The 11,843-nt window shown below is 63.9% G+C and carries 10 protein-coding genes; 7 read left to right on the top strand and 3 right to left on the bottom strand.

Annotated features, from left to right (window positions below; genetic code table 11):
* The first annotated feature begins 38 nt into the window (after window positions 1-38).
* From ACPWR9_RS14780 to ftsB, 6 genes are all read left to right on the top strand, one after another.
* Window positions 39-2,729 (top strand): DNA internalization-related competence protein ComEC/Rec2, encoded by a 2,691-nt coding sequence (locus ACPWR9_RS14780; RefSeq protein WP_426298737.1) that lies wholly within the window; start codon window positions 39-41, stop codon window positions 2,727-2,729.
* Between the two features lie 94 nt (window positions 2,730-2,823).
* The gene (locus tag ACPWR9_RS14775) at window positions 2,824-3,654 is read left to right on the top strand and encodes an alpha/beta fold hydrolase (RefSeq protein ID WP_426298735.1); all 831 of its coding nucleotides are present in this window, start codon (window positions 2,824-2,826) and stop codon (window positions 3,652-3,654) included.
* Window positions 3,655-3,789: 135 nt separating this feature from the next.
* Complete coding sequence (locus ACPWR9_RS14770) at window positions 3,790-5,448, top strand: CTP synthase (protein WP_426298733.1); 1,659 nt, start codon at window positions 3,790-3,792, stop codon at window positions 5,446-5,448.
* A gap of 35 nt (window positions 5,449-5,483) precedes the next feature.
* Window positions 5,484-6,338: a 3-deoxy-8-phosphooctulonate synthase gene (gene kdsA / locus ACPWR9_RS14765; RefSeq protein WP_426298731.1), complete on the top strand. Its 855-nt coding sequence runs from the start codon at window positions 5,484-5,486 to the stop codon at window positions 6,336-6,338.
* Window positions 6,339-6,727: 389 nt separating this feature from the next.
* Window positions 6,728-8,011, top strand: a complete 1,284-nt coding sequence (eno, locus tag ACPWR9_RS14760; RefSeq protein ID WP_150678771.1) for a phosphopyruvate hydratase — start codon at window positions 6,728-6,730, stop codon at window positions 8,009-8,011.
* Between the two features lie 71 nt (window positions 8,012-8,082).
* Window positions 8,083-8,499 (top strand): cell division protein FtsB, encoded by a 417-nt coding sequence (ftsB, locus tag ACPWR9_RS14755; RefSeq protein ID WP_370865841.1) that lies wholly within the window; start codon window positions 8,083-8,085, stop codon window positions 8,497-8,499.
* 142 nt (window positions 8,500-8,641) lie between these two features.
* Here ftsB and ACPWR9_RS14750 read toward each other — a convergent pair whose 3' ends face one another.
* From ACPWR9_RS14750 to ACPWR9_RS14740, 3 genes are all read right to left on the bottom strand, one after another.
* Window positions 8,642-9,046: a hypothetical protein gene (locus ACPWR9_RS14750; protein WP_426298729.1), complete on the bottom strand. Its 405-nt coding sequence runs from the start codon at window positions 9,044-9,046 to the stop codon at window positions 8,642-8,644.
* Window positions 9,047-9,117: 71 nt separating this feature from the next.
* Entirely contained in the window at window positions 9,118-10,053 is a 936-nt protein-coding gene (hslO, locus tag ACPWR9_RS14745) for an Hsp33 family molecular chaperone HslO (RefSeq protein ID WP_426298727.1), read from the bottom strand.
* A gap of 174 nt (window positions 10,054-10,227) precedes the next feature.
* Window positions 10,228-10,752: a gamma carbonic anhydrase family protein gene (locus tag ACPWR9_RS14740; RefSeq protein WP_150678768.1), complete on the bottom strand. Its 525-nt coding sequence runs from the start codon at window positions 10,750-10,752 to the stop codon at window positions 10,228-10,230.
* 49 nt (window positions 10,753-10,801) lie between these two features.
* Here ACPWR9_RS14740 and ACPWR9_RS14735 point away from each other — a divergent pair, with 49 nt between their 5' ends.
* Complete coding sequence (locus tag ACPWR9_RS14735) at window positions 10,802-11,785, top strand: DUF455 family protein (RefSeq protein ID WP_426298725.1); 984 nt, start codon at window positions 10,802-10,804, stop codon at window positions 11,783-11,785.
* Window positions 11,786-11,843 lie beyond the last annotated feature (58 nt).

Raw genomic sequence — 11,843 nt, 5'->3', positions numbered from 1 at the left:
CGGATCTTTTGCCATGACGCGGTGGCGTCGTGAGGACCGTGCTGCTCGCTTGGGTTGCAGGCATCTGGTGGCTGCAACAATCGGCCGAGTTGCCCGCAACGCGGTGGCTGATCGGGGCTAGCGTCGTCGCGTGCGGTGGGCTGATTGTGGTCGGCGTGTGGGCATTTCTGCGGTGGCGATGCTTGGCGCGGCGGGTATGTATCCGCATCGTATTCGCGGTATTGGCGGGCGTACTCGGCTATACATGGGCGGCGCATCGTGCTGCCGAGCGACTTGACGACGCGCTGCCGCTTGCGATGGAGGGGCGTGACGTCATCCTGACGGGCGTGGTTGCCGGATTACCCGTGAGTACCGGTGATGGTCTTCGGTTTGTTTTCGATGTAGACGCGGCAAGCGTTAAACGCAATTCCCCGGCCCCGGACCCCGACCGGCATCCGGATACGCATCCGGACGCCAACATGAAGGCAAGCGTGCCGCGCCACATCCGATTGGTTTGGCCGGGCCGCTCGGCAGACGGCGGCCGGCTTGTTCCTCGGGCGGGGGAGCGCTGGCGTTTACCTGTCCGGCTGCGTGTGCCGCGCGGATTTGCGAATTGGTATGGGTTCGACGCGGAGTTTGCCGCGTTCTCGCAGGGGATTCGTGCAACGGGATACGTTCGGACGAACGCAGGTCGTGGGGCGAACACTCGCACCTCTGTCGCTCGTCGACTCGACGCCGGTCCTGTCACTGGCTATCGGCTGGCGGCATGGCGAGAGCGATTGCGCGACGACTTCCGCGCGGCGCTGGCGCCCAATGCGCGTTACGGCGGCGTGCTGATGGCGTTGGCGCTTGGCGAGCGCGGCGATATTGCGCAGGACGACTGGCAGGTATTTGCGGACACCGGGGTGAGTCATCTGTTGGCAATCTCGGGGCTCCATGTGTCGCTGGTCGCGGGGGCGCTGGCGTCGCTGGCCGGGATGCTTTGGTGCCACTCATTCGGCTTGTCCATCGGACTGCCGCTTTGGTGGCCTGCCCCTAAGGCGGCGGCTGTCGCAGGATTGCTGGCGGCGGTGGTCTACGGTGCGATTGCGGGGTGGGGCGTGCCCGCTCGCCGCGCGGTCGGCATGGTGGCAATTCTGGTGCTCGCGCTGTCGAGTGGGCGTTTCGCGGCGCCGTCGTACGCGCTGGCATGGGCGCTTGCGGTCATCGTGGCGTTGGACCCTTGGTCGGTCGTGACGCCCGGCCTGTGGCTGTCTTTTGGCGCAGTTTCGGTGCTGGTGCTTGCAGGACGGGCGCGCAAGCCCATGACGCGCGAACGGGCGCCGGAACTTGGGCCAGAGGGTGTGGCGTCGGCCGACGTCGTCGATCGCTTCGACCAGCACGCGATCAGTCGCTGGCGACAAGGGCTTCTGACGCGGCTAGGGCAAGCGGCCCGAGCGCAATACGCGATCACGCTGGGGATGGTGCCGCTGACGCTGGCATGGTTCGGCACCGTGCCGTTGTTAGGGCCGCTCGCCAACGCCGTCGCAATACCCGTCATGACGTTGATCGTGACGCCACTGGCACTGTTGAGCTTGCTGTTGCCGACTTGGCTGGCGCAACCCGCGCTGGCCGTGGCGCACGCCACCGTGGTCTGGCTGGCGGAGGGTCTGCGCATGCTGTCCCAGTGGCCGTGGGCGGTGTGGCGTCCGGGGATTGCGCCGAGCTGGACGATTGCGTTGGCCGTCACGGGTGTCGTGGCGAGCCTATGCCCCGTATCCGGTGTGATGTGCCGTACCGTGGCAAGGTTCGTGACGGTGCGACTCACAGGATTCGCGCTACTGTGGCCCGCGTTGCTCTCGTCGCCGCAACGCCCGGCTGAAGGCGATTTTCGCGTGACGATGCTCGATATCGGACAGGGCAATGCCGTTCTCGTTGAAACCGCGGCACACACACTGCTCTTTGATACCGGTCCGCCACTGGGCGCGCGTGCGGATGCGGGGCAGTACGTCGTGGTGCCGTATCTGCGCGCGCAAGGTATTGCACGGCTTGATGCGGTCGTCGTCAGTCACGCGCACGACGATCACTACGGCGGGGCACGCAGCGTACTCAAGGCGTATCCCACTGCGCAGTTGCTTTCGTCGCTACCGAGCGCGCACCCGGTGCGGCTTGCCGCACGCTCGCATCGCACCTGTCGCGCCGGGCAGCAGTGGACGTGGGGCGGCGTGACGTTTCAGTTTCTGCATCCCGATCCGGCGACGCTGCGTGCCGGGTGGGCGGGGCGCGTTGGCCCGAATGGCCTCAGTTGCGTGCTGCGCATCGCCAACGGCCGTCACAGCGCGTTGCTCGCCGCCGATGCCGAAGCCCCGCAAGAGCAACGCATGCTGAAGCGATTTCGACCCGACGTGTTGCGTGCCGATGTGCTGCTCGCGCCGCATCACGGCAGTTTGACGTCGTCTTCGCCCGCGTTCGTGCGTGCGGTGGCGCCTCGCCACGTCGTGTTTCAAGCGGGATATCGCAACCGCTTCGGGCACCCGCGCCCGGCAGTCGTCGCAGGTTATCGCGAGGGCGCGGCGTCGGGCGTACGCATTTGGCAAAGCGTCCGGCACGGTGCGGTGCGGTTCTCGTTTTCGCCTCGGGGCATAGAGGCTTCGGCCTACCGCGACGCCCATCGGCGGTATTGGTTTGCCCCCGACCCCATTACCGACAAGCGCAACGGCCCGGTCAATTCGACGGAAACCTCTACGGGTGCTGGGCGGGCGGTTCGCTAGAATGGTCCGGCGAGCGCGGCCACTGGGCGCGAAAGACTCGAAATACTAGAAATCGCGCTGAATTGCGCCGGCGTGCGCCACGACAACGAATTCCATGACAAGAGACATCATCCATTTTTCGCACGGCAACGGCTTTCCGGCTGGCGTCTATCGCAAGATGCTCGGCGCACTGGCCGACGAATACGACGTGCGCGCCATCGACCGCATCGGTCACGATCCCCGCTACCCGGTCACACCGGGGTGGCGCTACCTGCGCAATGAACTCGTCGATACCCTCACGCGCCAATATCACGGCGAACCAGTGTGGCTCGTCGGCCATTCGCTCGGTGGTTTCCTTAGCCTGATGGCGGCGCTCAAAGCACCGCAATGCGTGCGCGGCGTGGTCATGATCGACTCGCCGATCGTCACGCCGGGCTGGCGCACCCAGATGCTGCGGCTTGGCCTGCTGACCGGGCTATACGAGCGCATGTCGCCTGCGGGCGTGACCAAGAAGCGGCGCGACCGCTGGCCCGACTGGGAGTCGGCATGGCAACACTTTGCCAACAAGCCGGTGTTTGCCAGTTGGGATCAGGACGTGCTGCGCGACTACATCGACTGCGGCACGCTGCCGACCGGCGAAGGCGAGGCCCGGCGGCTGGCGTTCGCGCGTGAAATCGAATACCGGATCTATCTGACGCTGCCGCCGCTGCTGGCCGTGCGAGCGATGCGCGGTGTGCCGGTGCCCGTAGGGTTTCTCGCCGGCACTGAATCGCGCGAGCTGCGGCAGGCCGGGATGAGCGCGACGCGGCAGATCGTGGGCACGCATTTGCGCTATGTCCACGGCACGCATCTCTTCCCGATGGAGCGTCCGCTGGAGACGGCGGCGGCAGTGCGAGACATGCTCACGGAGTTGCGCGGCGGACATCGCAGGCCACTCGCCGCCTGATTCGCCCGGAAACCGCGTCAGCCTTGCTGGGAACCGCGCACGCGACACCTGTCAAGGCCAATATTTGCCGTCGGGCACGTCGAGGGCAGGGCTGCTTTCGGGTATAATCCGGCTTTCCCGCGAGCAATTACTGCGATGACCAAATTCGTTTTTGTCACGGGCGGCGTGGTTTCCTCTCTTGGTAAGGGAATTGCTGCCGCATCTCTGGCCGCGATTCTCGAATCGCGTGGCCTAAAAGTCACCCTCCTCAAGCTTGACCCCTACATCAACGTCGATCCGGGCACGATGAGCCCGTTTCAACATGGTGAGGTGTTCGTTACCGAGGACGGCGCAGAAACCGACCTCGACCTTGGCCATTACGAGCGCTTCATCAGCGCCAAGATGCGCAAGGCGAACAACTTTACGACCGGCCAGATCTATGAGTCGGTGATCCGTAAAGAACGCCGCGGTGAATACCTCGGCAAGACCGTTCAGGTCATTCCGCACATCACCAACGAGATTCAGGCGTTCGTCGAACGCGGTGCGCGCTCGGCATGGGACGGCCATCCGGACGTCGCCATCGTCGAAATCGGCGGCACGGTCGGCGACATCGAGTCGCTGCCGTTCCTCGAAGCCGCACGTCAGATGAACCTGCGCCTGGGCCGCAACAGCGTGGCCTTCGTGCACCTGACGCTCGTGCCGTACATCGCAACGGCCGGCGAACTCAAGACCAAACCGACGCAACACAGCGTGCAGAAGCTGCGCGAGATCGGCATTATGCCGAACGTGCTGCTGTGCCGCGCCGACCGTCAGATTCCGGACGACGAGTGCGCCAAGATTTCGCTGTTCGCGAATATCCCGCAAGACGCCGTGATTTCGGTGTGGGACGTCGACACGATTTACAAGATTCCGCAGATGCTCCATGACCAGGGCATGGACAAGATCATCTGCGACGAACTGAAGATCGAAGCGAAGCCGGCCGACCTGTCCATGTGGACCCGTCTGGTGCAGGCCGTCGAGAATCCGAAGCACGAAGTCACCATCGGCATGGTCGGCAAGTACGTCGATCTGACCGAATCGTACAAGTCGCTCATCGAAGCGCTGCGTCACGCCGCGATCCACACGGAAACGCGCGTGAACATCGAGTACATCGACTCCGAGCAAGTCGAGAAGGACGGCACCGATGCCCTCAAGCATCTGGACGCCATCCTCGTGCCGGGCGGTTTCGGCCGTCGCGGTACCGAAGGCAAGATCAAGGCGATTCGCTTCGCTCGCGAAAACCGCGTGCCGTACCTGGGCATCTGCCTGGGCATGCAGCTCGCCGTGATCGAATTTGCGCGTGACGTCGCCAAGCTGGGCGGCGCCAACAGCACGGAATTCGATCCGTCCTCGCCGCACCCGGTCGTGGCCCTCATCACCGAGTGGCAAGACCGCGACGGTAAGGTCGAGCAGCGCTCGGAAGATTCGGATCTGGGCGGCACGATGCGCCTCGGTTCGCAACGCGTGCCGGTCAAGCACGAAACGCTGGCGTCGCGCATCTACGGCGAGACGGTCAACGAGCGTCACCGCCACCGTTACGAAGTCAACAATCACTATGTGCCGCAGCTCGAAGCCGCTGGTATGGTGATCTCGGCACGTACGCCGACGGAAAACCTGCCGGAAATGATGGAATTGCCGCAGCAGGTGCACCCGTGGTTCGTGGGCGTGCAGTTCCACCCGGAGTTCACCTCGACGCCGCGTGACGGCCATCCGCTGTTCAAGGCGTATGTCGAGGCGGCGCTGGCGGGTCAGCAGTCGCGCAAGAAGGCGGCCTAAGGCTGAACGCTGCGGGCGAGAAACAAGGAGTTCCCATGAAGCTGTGCGGTTTCGAGGTTGGCCTGAACCAGCCGTTTTTCCTGATTGCAGGTACCTGCGTCGTCGAATCGGAGCAAATGACGATCGACGTCGCCGGTCAGCTCAAGGAAATTACGGGCGCGCTGGGCATCCCGTTTATTTACAAATCGTCGTTCGACAAGGCGAATCGTAGTTCGGGCAAGTCGTATCGCGGCCCCGGCCGCGAAGCCGGTCTGAAGATCCTCGAAGAAGTGCGCCGCCAGCTTGGCGTGCCGGTGCTCACCGACGTGCACACCGAAGAGGATGTGGCGATTGCCGCCCCGATCGTCGACGTGCTGCAAACGCCGGCGTTCCTGTGCCGCCAGACCGATTTCATCCGTGCGTGCGCCCAATCGGGCAAGCCGGTGAACATCAAGAAGGGGCAGTTTCTCGCCCCGCACGACATGATCAACGTCATCGACAAGGCCCGCGACGCTGCGCGCGAAGCCGGTCTGCCCGACGACGTGTTCATGGCTTGCGAGCGCGGGGTCTCGTTTGGCTACAACAATCTGGTCTCGGACATGCGCTCGCTGGCGATCATGCGCGAGACCGGCGCGCCGGTCGTGTTCGACGCCACCCACTCGGTGCAATTGCCGGGCGGGCAGGGCACTAGCTCGGGCGGCCAACGCGAATTCGTGCCGGTGCTCTCGCGTGCGGCTGTGGCCGTGGGCGTGTCGGGTCTGTTCATGGAGACGCACCCGAATCCGGCAACGGCGCTCTCGGACGGCCCCAACGCCGTGCCGCTCGCGCGCATGCGCGAACTGCTCACGACGCTCAAGACGATTGACGCGGCTGTGAAGCAGGGCGAGTTTCTGGAAAATAATTTCAATTGAAATGAGACACACCGTTCTGGGGGCACTATCAGTCCGCCCACAGGACGGGTATAGCGGTGCGACGCCTTGGCAGCCTGGCGTCGAGTCGTTAAGCTTGTCGCGCAGCGGGACAATGTGCCCGCCGCGGGGCGAGCCCCAAGGAGATGCCCGCGTGCCGTACGCCGAGCGCACCGACATCGATGTCACCCAACAGGCCGCCGTGCCTCATTTCGAGGCGCCGTTGTTCCCCCGTTTATGGTTTGCCCATCCGGTGCGCGCGCAAGCGCCGCATCGGTGCCCACGTCAGGATTCGGCGCGCCGATTCGCGCCCGGCGTGGGGCTGGCATGACGGGCTGCGGCGCAATGCAGGTTCCTTTTAGCGTTTTTGTCTTTCAGATATTGAGGAATTCATGAGTGCAATCGTAGATATCATCGGGCGCGAAGTGCTGGACTCGCGTGGCAACCCGACGGTCGAGTGCGACGTGCTGCTGGAGTCGGGTGTGATGGGCCGCGCTGCGGTGCCGTCGGGCGCGTCGACCGGCTCGCGCGAAGCGATCGAACTGCGTGACGGCGATAGCAGCCGTTATCTTGGCAAGGGTGTGCAGAAGGCTGTCGAGCACATCAATACCGAGATTTCGGAAGCGATCATGGGCCTGGATGCCGCCGAACAGGCCTTCCTGGACAAGACCCTGATCGAGCTGGACGGCACGGACAACAAGTCGCGCCTCGGCGCGAACGCCATGCTGGCCGTGTCGATGGCCGTCGCCAAGGCCGCTGCTGAAGAAGCCGGTCTGCCGCTGTATCGCTACTTCGGCGGTTCGGGCGCGATGCAAATGCCGGTGCCGATGATGAACATCGTCAACGGTGGCGCACACGCCAACAACAGCCTGGATATTCAGGAATTCATGGTGATGCCGGTCAGCCAGACCAGCTTCCGTGAAGCCCTGCGTTGCGGCGCGGAAATCTTCCACGCACTCAAGAAAATCATTGCCGAGAAGGGCATGAGCACGGCCGTGGGCGATGAAGGCGGCTTCGCACCGAACTTCGCGTCGAACGAAGAGTGCCTGAACACCATTCAGCAAGCCGTCGAGAAGGCCGGTTACCGCCTGGGCGACGACGTGGTGCTGGCACTGGACTGCGCCTCGACCGAGTTCTACAAGAACGGCAAGTACGAACTGGCCGGCGAAGGCCTGTCGCTGACCTCGGAAGAGTTCGCCGACTACCTGGCTGCGCTGTGCGACAAGTTCCCGATCGTGTCGATCGAAGACGGCATGTCGGAAGACGACTGGGCCGGCTGGAAGGTGCTGACCGACAAACTTGGCAAGAAGGTGCAACTGGTCGGCGACGATCTGTTCGTGACCAACACCAAGATTCTGAAGCAAGGTATCGAGCAAGGCGTGGCCAACTCGATCCTGATCAAGATCAACCAGATCGGTACGCTGACCGAGACGTTTGCTGCCATCGAAATGGCCAAGCGCGCCGGTTACACGGCCGTGGTGTCGCACCGTTCGGGCGAAACCGAAGACTCGACGATTGCCGACATCGCCGTGGGCACGAACGCTGGTCAGATCAAGACCGGTTCGCTCTCGCGTAGCGACCGTATTGCCAAGTACAACCAGCTGCTTCGTATCGAAGAAGATCTCGGCGATATCGCAACGTACCCGGGCAAGGAAACGTTCTACAATCTGCGCTAATCCCGATTCCCGGGAAGTGAGCTTCGAGTTCGCTCGGGGCTCGGTTCCCGGATTTCCTGCCAGGCGAAAGCATGCGAATGGTGACCTTGGTGCTGGTGCTGCTGCTAGCAGTCATTCAGTACCCGCTCTGGTTCGGCCACGGTGGTTGGTTATATGTGCACGAACTGCGCGACCAACTGAGCGCCGAACAGCAGAAGAACGAGCAGTTGAAAGAACGTAACGATCGGCTTGCCGGCGAAGTGCAAGATTTGCAGGAAGGCACGTCGGCGATCGAGGAACGCGCTCGTTTCGAGCTGGGCATGGTCAAGGACGGCGAAGTGTTCGTGCAATTCGTTGCCCCCGACGGCAGCGGCGGCCCGCAAGCCGCCTCGGGCGCCGATGCGCCCCTCGTGTCGTCGAACGAACCCGCTCACAAGACCGTGGGCGATAAGCCGCCAGCGGCTACGCCCCCCTCGCAGGCGAAGGGGAAGAAGGCGCAGCATCACTGATCGTTGCCCGTCTTGGCGGGATTGGCCAGACGAAAGCCGTGCCGCAGATAAAAAAGACGCTCCTTGGAGCGTCTTTTTTGTTGGTGCTGTCGCAGCCCCGATCCGGGGCGTCGGTAAGTGGGCCGAATTCAACGTCCGAGCCTCAAAAGCCGAAGCCGAACCCCACCGTCGTGCGCGGGCCATACCAGCCTGGGCCATATCCGCCCGGCCCGTACCAGCCGGGTCCGTACCATCCCGGACCGCCCCAGCCGCTGTAGAAATACGCATTGCTCGCGTAGCTGCGCATCGCATTGTCGATCGCGCGCTGAAGCCGTTCGCGCTCGATTTCACGTTCCTGCTCGTCGTAAATGCGCTTGTTCAGGCGTGTCAGGTCCTGTTGCTGCGCCTCGGAGAGCTCGGGCGGACGCGTCTGCGATTCCGGCAAACGGGCGGGCGGGGCATCGGGCGGCGGCAATTGCCATTGCGCGCAGCCCGCCGTCAGCAGTAAGACGCAAGCGCCTGCTGCGACGGCGATCCGCCGAGCCGATGCGAAGCGAGCCGATGACACGTCAGCCGCGGAATCAGTCGACGAGTTGGCTGGCGAGAACCGAATCGCAGGCGAACGCGCAGTCATCACGTTCAATGATGTTGCGAAGGGGCCGAGTGCGGCTGTTCCGAGAACAACTGCGCGGCGTCCACTTTGTCGAAGTGATACGTCTGGCGGCAGAACTCGCAGGCGACCTCCACGTTCGGACGTTCGTCGAACACGCTCATCACTTCCGCTTCGCCGAGCGTGCGCAGCATGTTGGCGACGCGCTCGCGCGAGCAACTGCAGCGAAACGACGTGGCGATCGGCTCGAACACGCGCACGGACTCTTCCCAGAAGAGACGTTGCAACATCGTTTCACGATCCGTCGAGAGCATTTCGTCGCGTTTGAGCGTGTTGCCCAACTGGCACGCGCGATTCCACATGTCCTCATCGACCTCAGGCGCAAGTTCTGCGCCGGTGCCTGCCGTGCCGCCGTGTCCCGGCAGCTTTTGCAGCAGGATGCCCACCGCGTGGTTTTCGTCGCTCGCGAGCCACAGGCGCGTATCGAGCTGCTCGGAATGATGCATGTAATGCTCGAGCACCGAAGCGATGTCGGGCAACGGACCATGTTCGTCCGAGAGCGGCACGACGCCTTGATACGGCTGCTGTCCCGGTTGCTTCACGCGCGGGTCCAGCGTGATCGCAAAGCGGGCTTGCCCATTCACGTTGGCGAGCGCCTTGAGCGAGGCGTCGTCCGGAATGTCGCCGCTGTATTTGGCGGTCGCGCGCATTGTCAGGTCGGCGTTGCATTCGACCACGAGCATGGTGAGCGGACCGTCGCCGTGCAATTGCAGAATGAGGGCGCCATCGAACTTGACGTTCGCGGTCAGCAGGGCGGCCGCGGCCATCATTTCGCCCAGCAGGTGGCGAATCGGGGTCGGGTAGTCGTGACGTTCGAGCACCGCACGCCAGGTGGCGTCGAGGCTAACGTATTCGCCGCGCACGGGGGCGGCGTCGAACATGAATTTTTGAAGCTGATCGGACACGGTCGAATTCCTGAAAAATGCGGCAACGCCGACGAATCGCGCTCGGAGGCGCGTACTAGGTCGGCGTTTGACGTGGATGCTGCGTTATTTGGGGGCACGCGCCGCATTTTCAACACTTGGGCACGTTTCCAGCGCCGGGGTCTGTCGGCGCGGGCTACGCTCCCGGTTACCGGCTTAGCCGATGCGTACCAGCTGTTCCTTGAACACCTGCCGGCGCGACGCGTACGTCTGCGCGTTGCGCTTGAGATTGGCCACTTCTTCGTCGGTCAGCTCGCGCACCACCTTGGCGGGCACGCCGAGGATCAGCGAGCGGTCCGGAAACGTTTTGCGTTCGGTCACCAGCGCACCGGCGCCGACCAGGCTGTCGCGGCCGATGACCGCGCCATTGAGCAGCACGGCCTGAATGCCGATGAGCGAATTCTCGCCGACCGTGCAGCCGTGCAACATCGCCTGATGGCCGACGCTGACCCCTTCGGCCAGCGTGAGCGGAAAGCCCGGATCGGCATGCAGCACGGCGCCTTCCTGAACGTTGGTGCCCACACCCACGCGAATCGGTTCGTTGTCGCCACGAATGGCAACCCCCGGCCAGACGCTGCTGTTCTCGGCAAGGACCACCTCGCCGATGATCGTTGCGGTGTCTGCCACGAAAGCACTCTCGTGGATCTGCGGGGTCTTGTCTCCAAGTTTATAGATCGGCATGGCGGCTTTGGTTCGCGGTTAAAATCGACGAAATTGCTATTGTAACGTCATGCCCGATTTCACTCCTGCGTCCGGCGGCAGCCGTCCTGGCCGCGACAATTCCCCCGATTTTCTCGACACTGACGAGGCCGCGTGTGCTCGGGAGCGCGCACTAGTGCTATTGCGGCAATGCGATCCGTTCGTGAAGGCGGCGGGCGTGATCGCCTTGCGTGAGTCGGTGCTCGGCGGGACCGCCGTGTGGCATCCGGAGCGGCAGTTGGTAGCAACACCGGTAGCAACATCGGTAGCAACACCTGCATCGACACCGGCAGCGACGCCGTCAGCAGGGGCGCTCGATGCTTCAGGTGAGTCCAAAGACACGGACGAGCCGGGCATTCCGGGCCGTCCGGCCGAGCCGCGACTCGTCTCGCCCCGGGAGGTCGAGCACCGCGCGGTAACGTCCGTCGCGGGCCGCGCCGCGCTGCTTCACGCGCTCACGCACATCGAATTCAACGCGATCAATCTGGCGCTCGACGCCGTATGGCGCTTCGACGGGCTGCCGCAGGCGTACTACGACGACTGGCTGCTGGTGGCCGCCGAAGAGGCCTATCACTTCTCGCTGCTGGTCGAACACCTCACCACGCTGGGCGACGAATATCACTATGGCTGCTTCACGGCGCATGACGGCCTGTGGGTGATGGCGCGCAAAACCTCGGGCGACTGGCTGGCGCGCCTTGCGCTGGTGCCGCGCACGCTGGAGGCCCGCGGGCTGGACGCGAGCCCGCCGATCCGCGCCAAGCTGGCCAGCGCAGGCGACAAGGCCGGGGCCGCCATTCTCGATATCATCCTGCGCGACGAAATCGGGCATGTGGCCATTGGCAACCGCTGGTTCCGCTGGGGGTGCGAGCGTGCCGGGTGCGAACCCGTCGAGACTTACGCCCGGTTGGCAGTCAAATACGGCGCGCCGCGCTTGCGCGGGCCGTTCAACATCGAGGCACGCCGCGCTGCGGGGTTCGACGATGACGAGTTGGCGGCATTGCAAGCGGGCGGGTGACGCAGCACCCGAGTTTTGACACCGATATACTCGGTCATTCCTAATCGTTTCGATCTTC

The sequence above is a fragment of the Pandoraea pneumonica genome, assembly GCF_049918595.1.
GTDB lineage: Bacteria > Pseudomonadota > Gammaproteobacteria > Burkholderiales > Burkholderiaceae > Pandoraea > Pandoraea pneumonica_A.
The sequence above is the reverse complement of the archived record's forward strand: the minus strand, read 5'-3'. Positions and strand labels throughout refer to the sequence as shown.

Bases quoted from the DNA above. Each gene is read 5' to 3' on its own strand.
- kdsA (WP_426298731.1), top strand. From the start codon at position 5,484: ATGAAGCTGTGCGGTTTCGAGGTTGGCCTGAACCAGCCGTTTTTCCTG.
- ACPWR9_RS14735 (WP_426298725.1), top strand. From the start codon at position 10,802: ATGCCCGATTTCACTCCTGCGTCCGGCGGCAGCCGTCCTGGCCGCGAC.
- ftsB (WP_370865841.1), top strand. From the start codon at position 8,083: ATGCGAATGGTGACCTTGGTGCTGGTGCTGCTGCTAGCAGTCATTCAG.
- ACPWR9_RS14740 (WP_150678768.1), bottom strand. From the start codon at position 10,752: ATGCCGATCTATAAACTTGGAGACAAGACCCCGCAGATCCACGAGAGT.
- ACPWR9_RS14770 (WP_426298733.1), top strand. From the start codon at position 3,790: ATGACCAAATTCGTTTTTGTCACGGGCGGCGTGGTTTCCTCTCTTGGT.
- eno (WP_150678771.1), top strand. From the start codon at position 6,728: ATGAGTGCAATCGTAGATATCATCGGGCGCGAAGTGCTGGACTCGCGT.
- ACPWR9_RS14775 (WP_426298735.1), top strand. From the start codon at position 2,824: ATGACAAGAGACATCATCCATTTTTCGCACGGCAACGGCTTTCCGGCT.